Genomic DNA, 14,462 nt, shown 5'->3' with positions numbered 1-14,462 from the left:
CCGGAGTATCGGGAATATGACGCGCAAATTGCCAGCAACTGATGTGGTGATTGTCGGGCTGGGCTGGACGGGCTCCATCCTGGCGCATGAGCTGACTGGTGCCGGATTGAACGTGGTGGCGATCGAACGCGGCCCGTGGCGCGACACGGCGACCGATTTCCCGCCGGCCTATGCGCAAGATGAGCTGCGCTACCGCATCCGCCACGATCTGTTCCTGCGGCCGGAGCAGCTGACGATGACTTTCCGTAACAACGCTAATCAGACGGCGCTCCCGATCCGCAGCTGGGGATCCTTCATGCCGCCCAATGGCGTTGGCGGCGGTGGCGTGCATTGGAATGCCGAGACGTGGCGCTTCCTGCCCAGCGACTTCGAGCTGAGAACGCATCTGGTGGGGCGCTATGGCGAAAAATTCCTGCCCGAGGACATGACGATCCAGGACTGGGGGATTACCTATGATGACCTCGAGCCCCATTACGACAAGTTCGAGTATCTGTGCGGCACGTCCGGCAAAGCCGGAAACATAAAGGGGCGGATAGAGGCGGGCGGCAATCCTTTCGAGGGAGCCCGCTCGCGCGAATATCCGACGCCGCCGCAGAAGCAGCCATACGGCCCGACGCTGTTCGCACAGGCCGCTCAGGAGATGGGCTACAAGCCCTTCCCGCAACCTTCCGGGAATCTCTCACAGGCATATACGAACCCGCTCGGCGTCACGATAGGCCCTTGTACCTATTGCGGCTTCTGCGAATGGTTCGGCTGCGGCAACTACTCGAAGGCTAGTCCGCAGACCACGATCCTGCCGGCACTCATCCGCCGCCCTAACTTCGAGGCGCGCACGCAGTGCGAGGTGTCGAAGATCAACCTGGATAAATCAGGAAAACGCGCCACCGGCGTCACCTATGTCGACACCAGTGGCAACGAATGGGAGCAGCCAGCCGACCTCGTGCTGCTCTGCGCCTTCCAGTTGTTCAACGTGCACCTGCTGCTGCACTCGGGAATCGGCAAGCCCTACGATCCGCGCGCGGGCGAGGGCGTGATCGGGCGAAATTATTCCTACCAAGTCACATCCAGCGTAGACGCGTTCTTCGACGACAAGATCTTCAATCCCTTCATCGCGTCGGGCTCGATCGGAATGTGCATCGATGAGTTCAACGGCGACAATTTCGATCACGGACCGCATGGCTTCGTCGGCGGCGGCTATATGGGCGCGGTGCAGACCAATGGCCGGCCGATCCAGACTGCGAGGACACCACAGGCAACGCCGAGATGGGGCGCCGAGTGGAAGAAGGCGGTGGCGAAGAGTTACTTGAGCAGCTATGAGGCCGTCACGCATGGCGGCTGCTACAGTTATCGCGACGTGTATCTCGACCTCGATCCGACCTACACGGATCGCTTCGGCCGCAAGTTGATGCGCCTGACGTTCGATTTCCACGAGAACGAGCTCAAGATGTCGACATACCTGACGGACCGGCTGGCTGAGGTCGTGCAGAAGATGGGACCGCGGCAGCTTGAGAAGCACCCGCGTCGCGGTCATTACGACGTCACCGTGTACCAGACAACGCACACCTGCGGCGGTGCCATTATGGGCGTCGAGCCCAAGACCAGCGCGCTCAATCGCTATTTGCAGAGCTGGGACGTGCCCAACCTGTTCGTCATGGGTGCCACGGCCTTCCCGCAGAACCCCGGATATAATCCCACGGATACTGTGGGCGCGCTCGCCTATTGGGCGGCAGACGCGATCGTAAACCACTACCTGAAGAGTCCCGGCCCGCTCGTGCAGATTTGACAGCCAGCACCCCGAGGTATTGGCATGAGAATGCGTAATCTGGTGACTCTTGCGCTCGCGGCCTGCGCGATCGGCCTGGCTGCCGCGCGCGCGGCGGAAGACAACCAGGCGTTCGAGAAGATTGAGCGCGGCCGGTACCTCGCCGTGCTCGGCGATTGCGTCGGCTGCCACACTGCGCCGGGTGGTAAGCCTTTTGCCGGCGGCGCTGCGCTGGAGACGCCATTCGGAGCGTTGGTCGGTCCAAATATTACGCCGGATGTTGCGACCGGGATCGGTGCCTGGTCCGAATCGGATCTCTGGCGGGCGATGCATGAGGGCATCGCAAGAACGGGGGCTCGCCTCTACCCAGCCATGCCCTATCCCGCCTACACCAAAGTTACTCGCGAAGACGTATCGGCCATCTGGGCCTATCTGCGCACATTGGAGCCGGTGCACAACGAGGTTCAGCCGAATCAGCTGGCGTTTCCCTTCAATGTCCGCCGGCCGGCAACATCCACCTGGGATTTGATCAATTTCAAGCCCGGCGTGTTTCAATCCGATCCGGCAAAGTCGGATGTGTGGAACCGTGGGGCCTATCTGGTCGAAGGCCTCGGCCATTGCGGAACCTGTCATACACCGAAGAACATCACCGGCGGCGATCGGAGTGGAGAAGCCCTGCAGGGGGCGTTGTTGCAGGATTGGTATGCGCCCGATCTGACCGCGGATCTCCGTACGGGCATCGGTAATTGGTCTACGGAAGACATCGTCCGCTATCTCAAGACCGGTGCCAACTCTTTCGACATTGCGTCCGGGCCGATGGCCGAGGCCGTTGAGAACTCCACCTCTCATATGACAGATGCCGATCTTCTCGCGATCGCCACCTATCTGAAGGATCGTGCTCCTCGAAGCGCGAAAACGGCGATTGCGCTGGCGCACGATGACCCACGCATGGTCGCGGGCAAGGCAATCTATGAAAACCGTTGCGCGGCATGCCACATTTCCAGCGGCGCCGGCGTTCCAACCCTATTCCCGCGCCTGGCACAAGCGCCTCTGGTCCAGTCCACTGATCCGACATCCTTGATTCGCGTCGTTCTGATCGGCAATCGCGCTGCCGCCACTTCAGCTGCGCCAACCGCACCCGCCATGCCCTCCTTCGGTTGGAATCTCAGTGACACAGAGATTGCGGACGTCCTGACCTATGTTCGCAATACCTGGGGAAATGCCGCGTCAGCAGTCCAGTCTACGGATGTCACTACGCTGCGTGGCCGTGTGTCTCGATAAGATCGACCCGTGCCTGTCACAAGTCAAATCCGGATGAACTGGTGATGCAGTCCGCCCAATCTTGGGCGGACTGCGTCACCGATATGCCCGGATTTAATTTACGAGAAGCACACCAAGGGCAACGTCAACCCGCCTAGCCAATGCGTTTTCCAAAAGTTCGAGAACTATTGCCACGCTACAAGCGTGATGAAATTGAAATTTCAAACTGAGACGCTTGTCCCTGTCGGAAACCTAATCCGGCTGGCAAGTGAGGCCGAATCGCGCAATGTTTCTGGCTTATGAGAGAAGCTTGCAGCCTGGTCTGGTCGGTGCTGGTCCTATTGTTCCAGTCGCGGGCCTCGTTGGGAGCTGAGATCCTAGTCCTTCGTCATCAGCTTAACATCCAGCGACGGCACCTGCCAAAGAGACTGACTTTCAGTGCCATGGATCGCCTGATCTTTGTTGGGCTGTCTCGTTTGGCGCCAAGTACCCTCAATGCGCTGACGATTGTGAAGCCGGAGACTGTCGTCCGTTGGCATCGTGCCGGGTTCAGATCTTACTGGTGCCGGAAATCACGACCTCGTTCCGGCCGACCGACAGTTGCGGTCGAAATACGACGGCTGGTCCGCGAGATGAGCATTGCCAATCCGCTGTGGGGAGCGCCTCGGATCCATGGAGAACTCCTCAAGCTCGGCGTCGATATCGGACAGACCAGCGTGGCCAAGTACATGGTCAGGCGACGAGACCCGCCGTCCCAGGGCTGGAGGACATTCCTCCGCAACCACGCGGACGGGATCGCTGCGATGGATATGTTCGTCGTGCCGACAATCTCGTTTCGCCTGCTCTATGGATTGCTGATCATGGGGCACGGCCGGCGACATATTCTGTGGTTTGGCGTCACAGCGCATCCAACCGCAGAATGGATCGCAAATCAGGTCACGGAAGCATGCAGGTGGGAACAGGCTCCCCGCTATCTCATCCGTGACCGGGACAGGGCTTATGGTGAGGTCTTTATCCGCAGACTCCGATCGATAGGCATTCGCGATCGACCGACGTCGCCGCGCTCCCCTTGGCAAAATGGATATGCTGAAAGGCTGATCGGTTCGATCCGCAGGGAATGCCTTGACCACGTCCTTGTATTCAGCGAGCGCCACCTTCGTCACCTGCTACTCTGTTGCATGAAATATTACAATGGAACCCGCACGCATCTATCCCTGGAGAAAGACGCACCGGTCTCACGCGCCGTCGATCGCGCCGGGCACATTCTTTGTCGCCCAATCTTGGGCGGACTTCATCACCGATATGGCCGGATTTAATTTACGACAGGCACAGCTCTACGGGCTGCTGCTACTGCATCACGATCGCCGCCAAATCCTGTGGCTGGGAGTGACTGCGCACCCAACGGCTGAATGGATTTCGCACCAACTCACCGAGGCCTATGGTTGGAAAGTAGCGCCGCGATACATCATTCGTGACCGCGACGCCGTCTACGGCGACGTCGTCATCCGCCGCCTTCGGGCGATGAGCATTCGGGATCGGCCAACCGCTGCACGAGGCTCGCACGCACCTTTCGGTCAACAAGGACGCGCCGTCGCCGCGAACAGTACATGCCGTTGGTCGCATTTTGCCTACGCCATTTCTCGGCGGACTTCATCATCTGTATGTGCGAGTTTGATTTCCGACAGGCACAGCCGTCTCCGAACCATGCTCAAAGCAATCGAATAGGCAATCAGCTCAGATGGTGGGCCTTCTGGAGACCGTAAACCGGTGTGGGAATGCCTTCCAATCGCGCTTTCAACTGGAGGGACAGAAACTGGGAGTAGTGACGTGACTGGTGCAGGTTACCGCCATGGAACCAAAGCCCCTCCTGCTGCGTCGGCTTCCACATATTTCGCTGTTCGCCTTCCCATGGGCCCGGGTCTTTGGTCGTATTTGAGCCTAGTCCCCAGACCTTGCCTACCTTGTCGGCAACTTCCCTGGAGATCAGGTCCGCGGCGAAGCCGTTCATCGAACCGTAGCCGGTGGCGTAAACGACGAGATCTGCCGGCAGCTCGGTCCCGTCGTTCAAGATGACGGAATGTTCCGTGAGCTTTTTGACATCGACGCCGCTCTTCAGCTTGATGCTGCCATTAGCTACCAATTCCGAAGCACCGACGTCGATGTAGTACCCGGATCCACGCCGCAGGTATTTCATGAACAAACCGGAATCGTCGTCACCATAATCGAGCAGGAAGCCTGCCTTCTCGAGGCGTTTGTAGTAATCGGCATCGCGTTCCCTGATCGCGTTATAAACCGGGATCTGGAACTCGTGCAGAATCTTGTAAGGCAGTGAAGCAAAGATCAAGTCGGCCTTAGCCGTCGTCATGCCAGACTGGACCGCCTGTTCGGAGTAAAGCGAGGCCAATCCGAGCTCCATCAGGGAGTCCGACTTCACAACATGGGTCGTCGAGCGCTGAACCATGGTAACGTCCGCTCCGGCTTCCCAAAGCGCGGCACAAATATCGTGGGCGGAATTGTTCGAGCCGATCACAACGGCTTTCTTGTTCTTGTATTTGTCCGGCCCCGGATGCTGCGACGAATGGTGCTGATCGCCCTTGAAAATGTCCATGCCTTCGAATTTCGGCATATTGGGCTTGGCTGACATTCCCGTCGCAAGTACGAGCTGTTTTGGCTTTAGGACGACTTCCTTGCCGTCGCGCTGCACGATAAGGGTCCATTCGCGGCTCTTCTCGTCGTAAGACGCCTTCTTGCATTCGCTTGAGCCCCAGTAATTGAGCTCCATCACCTTTGCATACATTTCGAGCCAGTCCCCGATCTTGTCCTTCGGCGAGAAGACCGGCCAGTTCCGCGGAAACGGCAGATAGGGCAGATGATCATACCAAACCGGGTCATGCAGGCAGAGTGACTTGTAACGCTTGCGCCAGCTGTCGCCAGGCCTTTCGTTTTTTTCGACGATGATCGTCGGCACATTGAGCTGGCGCAACCGGGCTCCGAGCGCGATGCCGCCCTGACCGCCACCAACGATGACGCAATAGGGCTGGCGCGAGTAGCCGAGTTCGGCAGCTTCCGCCTCGCGTTCTTCCTTCCATGTCTTTCGATTGCGTTCGGCGCCGTGTTTTGCCCCCATCGGACGATCGAAGCCCACCGGCTCTTCGTGTCCCTTAAGTTCGCTCATGGTCGTCAGCAACGTCCAGATCCGGCCGTCCTTCAGGCGCAGATGGCCAAAGCCGCGTGCGACCCCGGTTTCGAATTGTATCCAGCTCTCCGTAATTCCATCCGCTTCAGAAGCGTCCTCATTATCGGCAATTTTCCAGTTCGATGGCTTCGTATCGGCGAGCCGCGCCTTGAGCATGTCGCGAACCTGTTCCTTGCCCTCCATGGTCTTGATGTTCCAGGTGAAGGTCACGAGGTCGCGCCAGTAGCAGTCTGTCTGAAAGAGGTCGACAACGCGTCCTACCTCGCCAGCGGACAGTGCCTTGCCGAGCGCATTGAGAAGATCAGATACTTTTCCGTTTGGGGCTTTGTCGAGCATGATGATGTCCTCCCTTGTGCTGATGGCGAGAGCCTGCGCTCTTTTTCTTTGTTCAACGAACCGAAGCCGAGGCACTCGCGAACGCGACAAGCTCATGCGGCGTCATTCGATCTTTCAGGACAGACTTGAATTTAGCACTTTGCGGCGAAGAGGCGAGGGAGAAACAGCCAATCGGGTTAAAATGCGGGCCAGGCGGGTCGCTGGTCTCTGCCGACAGAACGTACACGCATGACGGTTCCTCCGCCACCCCGCCCTCCGCGTCGCTCTATCGCGAGCGTATTAATTGTAACGACTGAACAGTCTGACTCTCCCCAACGGAATTCGCGATCGACCGCTGTTGGGCCCCGCGCAAAGCGGACGTACGCAAAAGAACACTCCAATACATAACATGGTCAGGATAGAAAACTCATCGGATCGTTCTCGCGATATTCTTCCATAACCGCTCATCGGCGAAATTTTGGCGTGCCCCAAAAATGCCTAGCGGCCAGAAGGGCGAGCCGAACCGCGCCCGAGACGGCACTGACTGCAACCATATTGGTCAGGTTTTGCGTGGCCATCGAGACCATCGATGCTGCATAGGCCGGCGGCGGGCTGTTCCTGGATCTCTTGCGTTTCGCCGTTTGTGGTCTTGTCTTTGTACCCATTGCATTCCCCGAAGGATGGCGGGTCAGGCCGCTTGGCAACCTGACCCTGACGCTTTCCCTGTCGAGGTTTTGCCCCCGATCTGGAAGCCACCATGTTATGGGTTCGGCCGTGAAAGCCTTAGTGCCGTAGTCTGTCTAGCGAGGCAGGCACCCGCCGCAGGTGGCGAGCCGCGCATACTCGAGCGCGAGCGAAAAGGGCCAACAACTGTCTTTGCAGACGCTGCTATTGCCGCCTTCACTGCGTCGGAAGGACGAAGATCTGCCCGGGATAAATCAGATTGGGATTGCGGATCTGCTGGCGGTTCGCCTTGTAGATGACGGCGTAGCGCGTCCCCGCGCCATAGGTGAGGTGGCTGATGCGCCAGAGGCTGTCGCCGCGCGAGACGGTGGTGGTCGCGATCTTAGGCACAACCACGGTGGAGGGCGGCGAGCCTCCGGGCAGAACGGTGGTCCCGGCGGCGGCCAGCTGCGGCTGCTGTGCCGCGACTATGTCCGCCCGCTTGGACGCTGTAGCCTGCGCCGGCAGGGACCCGGTGACCACCGTGTCGGGAACGTTGAACGGCACTTCGGCGCGTGAGCGCACCGCGCCGGAACTTGACTCCAACTCGTCCAGCCTGACGCGGTAGTTGCCGGGTGCGACTCCTTGGTTGATCGTGACAGCAAAGCGTCCATCCGCGCCGGCCGTTACCGACGCAACAAAGCTGTCATTGAGATAAAGTCCCACTGCGGCGCCCGGTTGCGAGCGACCGCTCACATGGAACTTGCCGTCCGGCTCGATCTCGACCGCTTCCACAGCCACTGCGCCGGCCATCGGCTTTGGCGCAGCCGGCTGCGACAGCACGACGGTGGGTTTGTCCGGCGCCATCAGCGCCACGATGGGCCGGTCGGTCGGTCCCGGCTCAAGCGCTACCGCCACGCTCTGTTTGGACGTAGCCTGCTTGCCGTCTGGCTGCTTGGAGCGCAACGTCAGATCGTAAGTGCCTGTGGGAAGGCGGGGCGGGACCATAACGAATTGTCCGGATTGATCCGCGACCGCGCGATCATGCAGTTCGCCGTTGCGTAGCAATTCCACCGTCGCGCCCGGCGCCGCCCGGCCCGCGATTACGGCTTCGCCGGTCGGCTCGATACGCGCGATGTCGAAAAGTGGCGCGCCGTCTCCGCTGTCCGGCGGTGGGGGCGATCCGGCCAGCCCGGCCGACGCGGCCGTGGCTTCAGCTTGCGCCGCCGCGAGCGCTGCCGGACCCGGATCTCGTACGTCCGCTGTCGGCTTTGAGACCACCGGCGCGATGGCTGCGACCCTGGTGTCGCCCGGCGGTTCGCGGCGGACGTGCTGGACGGCGAAGACAAGCGCCACGCCACAGGCCGCAACAGCTATGAACGGCACGACCATTCGGCTCACAGCTGTGGCAGTCATGATGTTCATCCGTCGGCCGGAACGTTAGCAAGTCAGCATTATACAGCGTTTTCCAGCGAGAAGTAGGTACCGGTCAGACACCGAAAACGGGACGTTAGAGTTACCCACACCTGAAACTAATAGCGCCGCGTGTTTTGGCCTAGAAAGGCGCTTGTTGTCGTCCTTTCGGGTATTGCCTCCATCGGGCGAAGCCCCTGGCAGGGCGGTTGCAGGCGCTCCGTACGCTGGGTTACTTATCGTCGCGTGGGCCTATGTGGAGAAGGTTCGAACCCAGTTCCTCTCCCTCCGCCAGCTTGGCCGAAGCCGCGTGTTCTCTGCGTGAACTTGTTGGGAATAGGCCCAGTAGCAGCACAATTTCTCATTTGAACTCCCGACTTCTAAGGCTGCGTCCGGCCTGTGATTGGCTTATCGTTTGACGGCAGTATGTGTTGTGCAGCAACCGCCAAGAGCTGCCGTACGGTTTGTGTGTTGGCGCGTTCAGCGGCGATCCGTTGGCAGCGATCGATCAGCTCGAGCAGTCGCACTTTCTCAGCATGATCAGGCGACGATATCATGCTCAGTATCCCGAACCGACTCCGTCGCCACCTGCCGCCGTGTCATCCAACGGTCGATAGTCATCACAACGGCAGTTAGAGCGGCCTCCCGTGTCTTACGCTGGCCCGACTCTGCTGTGTCTCTATCTAGATCGACGGTCCATCTCCAAGTGTCCCGATCGACATCCTGGGTGACGGCATAATCAATACCGCGATAGTTCATGGGAAAAACTCCAACGATACTGCTTTGGTCGAAATTCACTGGACTGAAAGCGCTAATTTAATTCAATCTATTAAAGGAAATCAATGGTGAGCACCAATGCGGGCTGCTGCACTGCACCCAAGTCTGACCAACGCGCGGAGCGATTATCGTCAAGGCCATGATGCGGCTAACGCAGCATCACAGCACGCATCCGCATCGGGCAGATTTGGCGTAGGTCAACAGCCTAGGATCGGCTTCTGGAGAGGCCTCGCAAAAGTTGTCGATGATCGCGGCAACCCTCTCTTCGTACTCCGGCTGCCAATGCCCAAGCCCGTGCAGGGCACTCTCTTGGCAGGCGAGTGAGTCGAGGTGAAGTATGCGCTCCATGGATTTCAGCGCGGCATCATCGAGAATTGGCAAGCTAGGATCGCTGGCGAGTGCGAGAGATGGAAAAACATCCCACCACATATAGCAGACGCCGCAGCGGCCGGATATCTACAATCTCTATGCCGGTCACACGGTCTTCAATCGCTGGAGCAGCGCCGACGAAGTCGCGACCGCCGTCGTATATCTGGCTTCGGATGCGGCGAGCTATGTCAGCGGCAGCACCTTACAATGACGGCGGCTGGACCGCCATCGACGGTCCGCCGACGGGCTTGACGCAATTGTCGCGTTAAGTCTCGGTTCACTGGGTGAGGCTACTTTGGTCCGCTGACAAACCCTGCGCCCTTGCGCTGCTCCTGTGCTTCGGCGGCTGTCAGAAGATCGATCAGCCGCTGCGCCTGTTGCGCTGACGTGGCCTGCGTTGTGACCGCAGCCGTGTACATGGTCGCAAGCGCGCAGCCCGGTGGCAGCGAGCCGGACAGAACGACGCCGTCGGTGCTGATGATTTCGGTCGATTGCGTGCAGCCGATCGGGTGTCGCGCATCCGACTCGGCCAGATGACGCATCGCGGTGGCGCCGTTCGGAAAGATCTTCAGCCGATCGGCAACTTTCTCGGCAAGGCCAAGTTGCCCAAGCACCTTCGCGACATGAATCCCAGCCGTGGAAACCTTGGTGTCAGGCACAAAGATCGCGTCCGAGCCAAGAAATGCCTCCCGCAAGGCTGCGGCATCGGTGACCGATATCTTGGGGTCGCCGGCGCGAACCGCGAGCGCGGTTTCGACCAGGCCGATATCGCGGATCGATGCCGGGACTACCAGCTTCTCCTCGGCAAGTTGCGCGACGATCGCCGCGGTCAAAATCACCATGTCGGTGGGCGCGCCTTTGCGCAGTTTGTCGGCCATGGCACCGACCGCGCCGAACTCGCCGCCAATTTCGAAGCCGGTCTGCGTCCTGAGCGCCGGCGCCACGCTTCCGACCAATCCCTGCGCCGCGCCGCCGCTCAGGATGTTCAAGGTACTCATGAGCCCAATTCCATGGCTGCGATCAGGCTGTCGCGCGTGATCGGTAGATCGCGGACGCGCACGCCGAGGCAATCGAACACCGCATTGGCAATGGCTGCCGTGACGGGCCCGTGGGCGGCTTCGCCGGCGCCGACCGGGTCCAGTTCTACCCGTTGGATCACTTCAATTTCCACCTCGGGCACCTCGCTGAAACGCAGGATGGGATAGTCCGTCCAATTCGTGCTGGTGATGCGCTGCCGGTCGAAGCGGACCCGCTCCTTCAACACCCAGCTCGTGGCCTGGATGGCGCCGCCCTCGATCTGGTTGATGACGCCATCCGGATTGATGGCCTCGCCGACGTCGACCGCGAGCGTCAGCTTCCTGACACGGATATCCTTCTCGCCTTCGATCTCGGCCACCGCCGCGCAATAGGCGCCGGTGTTCTTGTAGCGGGCAAAGCCGATGCCGTAACCTATGCCGGCTTGCTTGTCCGGTCTCCACTTCGCGCGCTTCGCGGCCGCGCGGATCACGTCCTTTGCGCGCTCGTCGCGGAGGTGGCGGAGCCGGAACGCGACCGGATCTTCATGGCGCTCGGCCGCGATCTCGTCGAGAAAGGATTCGATCGCAAACACATTGCCCTGTGCGCCGAGCGTGCGTAGCGCGGAAGTGCGGACCGGCATGGTCTTCAGGCGGTGGCTCTCGATATTCCACGACGGGAAATCATACAGCGGAACCGAATTGCGATCAGCGCCGCCGCCATTCGCCTGTGGCGGATTGCTCGAGATCATGCGGGGGAACGGATTTTCCAGTTCGAAGGCCGCAAGCAAGGCAGGCTGCGCCGCGCGTCCCGGCCTCGCGGCATGGCCGTTGCTCCAGACCGAATGTCGCCAGTCCACGATTTCGTCCTCGGCATCGAGACCGGCCTCGATCTCGATCGCCATCGCGGCACCGAATGGCGCGTGTGACATCTCGTGCTCGCGTGACCACATCACCCGTACCGGCCGGCCACCCGTGGCTTTCGCCAGCAGCACGGCGTCGAGCGCGACGTCGTCGGCGGCGTTATGCCCGTAGCAGCCGGCGCCTTCCATATGTTCGACGGTGATATTCTCGACCGGCAGTCTCAGCACCAGCGCCAGATCGGCGCGCAAGAGATAGACGCCCTGGCTATGGGTCCAGACATGAACGCGGTCGCCGTTCCACTGCGCCATTGCGCAAGATGGCGCAATCGAAGCGTGAGCTATGTAGGGCCGGCTATATTGCCGCCGGATGGTGCGCGTCTTTGCAGGAGCGGCTGGCGGCGTTCTGTCGTCGATGATGGTCAGCTCGGACGGCTGGGCTTTCAGGAATGCCGAGAGGTCGCTTTCGTCAGGCAATGGCTCGCCGTCAGACCATGTTGCGCCCTTGCCCAAGCCGGCGAGCGCCGCCTCCGCGCCATGCTCGGTCTCGCTGACGACGCCTGCGAAACTGCCGTCGCGCACGACCGCGACGAGACCGGCAATCGCGCGAGCGCCATCTTCTTTCAGGTCGGCGAGTTTCGCGCGCGAATTCACCGGCCGTAGCACGCGGCCGTGCAATATTCCCGGCAGCGCGCAGTCGTGGATGAAACGCGGCCGCGCGAACACCTTGTCGGGAATATCGATACGCTGGACCGAATTTCCGGCCAGCGCGCGTCGCGTTGCCAGTTTGGCCGTCGCGCCAGGCGTCGCGTCGCGATCGAGCCTGATGTCACCGGCAAGCTCCCAATAGCTGGTCCTGACATTGCCGGGTCCCGAGATGGTGCCGTCCTCGATAGCGAGCGTGTCGATCTCCACACCCAGCCGTTCTGACGCCAGTTCGAGAAAGATCTGGCGAACCTCGGCGCAGACGTGTCGCAGCGCGCGCCCCGATTGCTGAACCGAGAGGCTGCCCGACGTGACGCCCTCGTTGGGACTGGTGGCGGTCGACGCGCGGACCATCTGCAGACGCGAAATATCGACATCGAGTTCGTCGGCGGCGATCTGCGCCAGCGCGGTGACGATGCCTTGCCCGATTTCGACCTTGCCGGGCGTGACAGTGACTTGGCCCTGCGCCGAGAATTTCAGCCAGGACGACAGTTTCGGGTTTGCCGCAAGACTTACGGGCAATTGGGCCGGCGGCTGCGAGGGCGTTTGCGGGCTCATCTCGCCGCCATTTCGTCTGCCGCGCGCAGCACCGCCCGCACCATGCGGTTGTGCGAACCGCACCGGCAAAGGTTGCCGTCGAGCGCTTGCTTCACCTCCTGGCTGGAGGGGGTGGGATTTCGCATCAGCAAGGCGGCCGCGCTCATCAGGATGCCGGAAACGCAATAGCCGCACTGCAACGCCTGCTCGGCGATGAAGGCGCGCTGCAGCGGATGCGGTCGCTCGGCGGTTCCGAGCCCCTCGGGTGTCGTGACGTCCTTGTCCACGATCGACCATAGCGGCGTATCGCAGGCGGCCACCGCGCGATCGCCGATAATGACGTTGCAGGCGCCGCATTCGCCGGCGCCGCAGCCGAAATGCGGTCCGGTCATGCCAAGCGGCCCGCGCAATATATCCAGCAGTGATCGATCGGGATCGGCGTCGACATCCATCTCGGCGCCATTGAGGCGAAATCGAACGCTCGGCATCGAGGCGGACCTTGGTTGAAGGATCTCTATTGCGGCTTATCGAATTTCTTGACGACTTCAGCCCATTTCACAATATCGCCGCGGAGGAATTTGTCGAATTCCTCAGGAGTCATCGACATCGGAACTGCGCCCTGCGCGGTCCAGAGTTTGACGATGTCGGGCCGTTTGATTGCGGCATTCACGGCCGCATTGAGCTTGTCGATGATCGGCTTGGGCGTGCCCGCCGGCGCCATCAGTCCGAGCCAGATTGTGGCCTCATAGCCGGGAATGCCGGCCTCGGTCACCGTCGGCACGTTGGGCAGCACCGTCGAGCGCGTCTTGCCGGTGGTCGCGAGTGCGCGCACCTGATTTTCGGCGATATTGGGCGCCATCGCCGGAACCGCGTCGATCATCATCTGCACCTGGCCGCCGATCACGCCGCTGCGCGCCTCGCCGCTGTTGCGGTAGGGTACGTGCAGTACGTCGATGCCGGCCATGGCCTTGAAGAGTTCGCCGGCCATGTGGTACGGCGTCCCCTGGCCGGAGGAAGCATAGTTCAGCTTGCCGGGCTGGGCCTTGGCGAGCGCAATGAATTCCTGCAGCGTCTTCGCCGGCACGGCGGGGTGGACCACGATCACGAGGTCGGAATAATTGACCGGCGCGATTGGCGCTAGGTCGCGCATCAGCTCATATTTGCGCTGCGGCACCAGCGATTCATTCGCGGTCTGGGTGTTCGACATCATCAACAGCGTATAGCCGTCGGGCGGCGACTTGGCGGCCTCCAGCGTGCCGATCACCCCGCCGGCGCCGGTCCGGTTCTCGACCACGAAGGGCTGGCCGAAACTTTCCTGTAAAATGCTGCCGATCTGGCGGGCGGTAACGTCCGCCGGCCCGCCGGCGCCGAAGGGAACGATGACCCGGACCGGCCGCGCCGGATAATCTTCCGCGGGTAACGGCGAGTTGAGGATCGGCATCACCAGCAGAGCGGCCGTCAGCGCCAGCGCAAACCTTGAGCCCGTCATTTCTCTCCCTCAAACTTTAGTCTTGTTCCTTGCAGCGAGTTTAGCTGCAATGCAAAGCCACTGTCGACGATAGACTCTGCATACGGCATCGGAATAAAAGACT

At 60.8% G+C, this 14,462-nt stretch carries 13 protein-coding genes and 1 pseudogene; 5 read left to right on the top strand and 9 right to left on the bottom strand.

Annotated elements, in window-relative coordinates:
• Positions 1–16 precede the first annotated feature (16 nt).
• Complete coding sequence (locus NL528_RS32540) at positions 17–1,783, top strand: GMC family oxidoreductase (RefSeq protein ID WP_309178463.1); 1,767 nt, start codon at positions 17–19, stop codon at positions 1,781–1,783.
• Positions 1,784–1,813: 30 nt separating this feature from the next.
• Entirely contained in the window at positions 1,814–3,043 is a 1,230-nt protein-coding gene (locus NL528_RS32535; protein WP_309178462.1) for a cytochrome c, read from the top strand.
• A 551-nt stretch (positions 3,044–3,594) separates the two neighbouring features.
• Here NL528_RS32535 and NL528_RS32530 read toward each other — a convergent pair.
• Positions 3,595–4,185, bottom strand: coding sequence for a hypothetical protein (locus tag NL528_RS32530; protein ID WP_309185344.1), 591 nt, complete (start codon positions 4,183–4,185; stop codon positions 3,595–3,597).
• Here NL528_RS32530 and NL528_RS32525 point away from each other — a divergent pair.
• Together NL528_RS32525 and NL528_RS32520 are read left to right on the top strand one after the other, a co-directional pair.
• Positions 4,117–4,338, top strand: a complete 222-nt coding sequence (locus tag NL528_RS32525; protein WP_309185099.1) for a hypothetical protein — start codon at positions 4,117–4,119, stop codon at positions 4,336–4,338. The genes NL528_RS32530 and NL528_RS32525 overlap by 69 nt on opposite strands.
• Complete coding sequence (locus NL528_RS32520) at positions 4,271–4,747, top strand: hypothetical protein (RefSeq protein ID WP_309185098.1); 477 nt, start codon at positions 4,271–4,273, stop codon at positions 4,745–4,747. Before NL528_RS32525 ends, NL528_RS32520 begins: the two co-directional genes overlap by 68 nt.
• 4 nt (positions 4,748–4,751) lie before the next feature.
• On the opposite strand, the gene NL528_RS32515 is transcribed toward NL528_RS32520, so the two are convergent.
• The 4 genes from NL528_RS32515 to NL528_RS32500 form a co-directional block, all read right to left on the bottom strand.
• A complete protein-coding gene (locus NL528_RS32515) occupies positions 4,752–6,554 on the bottom strand; it encodes an NAD(P)/FAD-dependent oxidoreductase (RefSeq protein WP_309178461.1) in 1,803 nt (600 codons plus the stop codon).
• An 879-nt stretch (positions 6,555–7,433) separates the two neighbouring features.
• Positions 7,434–8,612, bottom strand: coding sequence for a LysM peptidoglycan-binding domain-containing protein (locus tag NL528_RS32510; RefSeq protein ID WP_309178459.1), 1,179 nt, complete (start codon positions 8,610–8,612; stop codon positions 7,434–7,436).
• Between the two features lie 537 nt (positions 8,613–9,149).
• Positions 9,150–9,368 carry a hypothetical protein gene (locus NL528_RS32505; RefSeq protein ID WP_309178458.1) on the bottom strand — a complete coding sequence of 73 codons (219 nt, stop codon included), beginning with the start codon at positions 9,366–9,368 and terminating at the stop codon, positions 9,150–9,152.
• Between the two features lie 177 nt (positions 9,369–9,545).
• On the bottom strand, positions 9,546–9,767 hold the full coding sequence (locus NL528_RS32500; protein ID WP_309178456.1) for a hypothetical protein: 222 nt from the start codon (positions 9,765–9,767) through the stop codon (positions 9,546–9,548).
• Between the two features lie 61 nt (positions 9,768–9,828).
• On the opposite strand from NL528_RS32500, the pseudogene NL528_RS32495 reads away from it, so the two are divergent.
• Positions 9,829–10,024: pseudogene (locus tag NL528_RS32495) on the top strand (SDR family oxidoreductase); the annotation flags it as partial.
• Positions 10,025–10,045: 21 nt separating this feature from the next.
• Here NL528_RS32495 and NL528_RS32490 read toward each other — a convergent pair.
• The 4 genes from NL528_RS32490 to NL528_RS32475 are packed head-to-tail and all read right to left on the bottom strand — an operon-like array spanning position 10,046 to position 14,359.
• Entirely contained in the window at positions 10,046–10,753 is a 708-nt protein-coding gene (locus NL528_RS32490; protein ID WP_309178455.1) for a substrate-binding domain-containing protein, read from the bottom strand.
• Positions 10,750–12,891 (bottom strand): molybdopterin cofactor-binding domain-containing protein, encoded by a 2,142-nt coding sequence (locus NL528_RS32485; protein WP_309178454.1) that lies wholly within the window; start codon positions 12,889–12,891, stop codon positions 10,750–10,752. The genes NL528_RS32490 and NL528_RS32485 overlap by 4 nt, the downstream gene beginning before the upstream one ends.
• Positions 12,888–13,358 carry a 2Fe-2S iron-sulfur cluster-binding protein gene (locus NL528_RS32480; protein ID WP_309178453.1) on the bottom strand — a complete coding sequence of 157 codons (471 nt, stop codon included), beginning with the start codon at positions 13,356–13,358 and terminating at the stop codon, positions 12,888–12,890. Before NL528_RS32480 ends, NL528_RS32485 begins: the two co-directional genes overlap by 4 nt.
• Positions 13,359–13,384: 26 nt before the next feature.
• Positions 13,385–14,359 carry a tripartite tricarboxylate transporter substrate binding protein gene (locus NL528_RS32475; RefSeq protein WP_309178452.1) on the bottom strand — a complete coding sequence of 325 codons (975 nt, stop codon included), beginning with the start codon at positions 14,357–14,359 and terminating at the stop codon, positions 13,385–13,387.
• Between the last annotated feature and the right edge of the window lie 103 nt (positions 14,360–14,462).

Source organism: Bradyrhizobium sp. Ash2021 (genome assembly GCF_031202265.1).
Taxonomy (GTDB): domain Bacteria; phylum Pseudomonadota; class Alphaproteobacteria; order Rhizobiales; family Xanthobacteraceae; genus Bradyrhizobium.
The sequence above is the reverse complement of the archived record's forward strand: the minus strand, read 5'-3'. Positions and strand labels throughout refer to the sequence as shown.

Excerpts from the sequence above, each read along its gene's own strand:
- NL528_RS32480 (WP_309178453.1), bottom strand. The coding sequence starts at position 13,358 with ATGCCGAGCGTTCGATTTCGCCTCAATGGCGCCGAGATGGATGTCGAC.
- NL528_RS32540 (WP_309178463.1), top strand. The coding sequence starts at position 17 with ATGACGCGCAAATTGCCAGCAACTGATGTGGTGATTGTCGGGCTGGGC.
- NL528_RS32505 (WP_309178458.1), bottom strand. The coding sequence starts at position 9,368 with ATGAACTATCGCGGTATTGATTATGCCGTCACCCAGGATGTCGATCGG.
- NL528_RS32475 (WP_309178452.1), bottom strand. The coding sequence starts at position 14,359 with ATGACGGGCTCAAGGTTTGCGCTGGCGCTGACGGCCGCTCTGCTGGTG.
- NL528_RS32515 (WP_309178461.1), bottom strand. The coding sequence starts at position 6,554 with ATGCTCGACAAAGCCCCAAACGGAAAAGTATCTGATCTTCTCAATGCG.
- NL528_RS32535 (WP_309178462.1), top strand. The coding sequence starts at position 1,814 with ATGCGTAATCTGGTGACTCTTGCGCTCGCGGCCTGCGCGATCGGCCTG.
- NL528_RS32510 (WP_309178459.1), bottom strand. The coding sequence starts at position 8,612 with ATGACTGCCACAGCTGTGAGCCGAATGGTCGTGCCGTTCATAGCTGTT.
- NL528_RS32485 (WP_309178454.1), bottom strand. The coding sequence starts at position 12,891 with ATGAGCCCGCAAACGCCCTCGCAGCCGCCGGCCCAATTGCCCGTAAGT.
- NL528_RS32490 (WP_309178455.1), bottom strand. The coding sequence starts at position 10,753 with ATGAGTACCTTGAACATCCTGAGCGGCGGCGCGGCGCAGGGATTGGTC.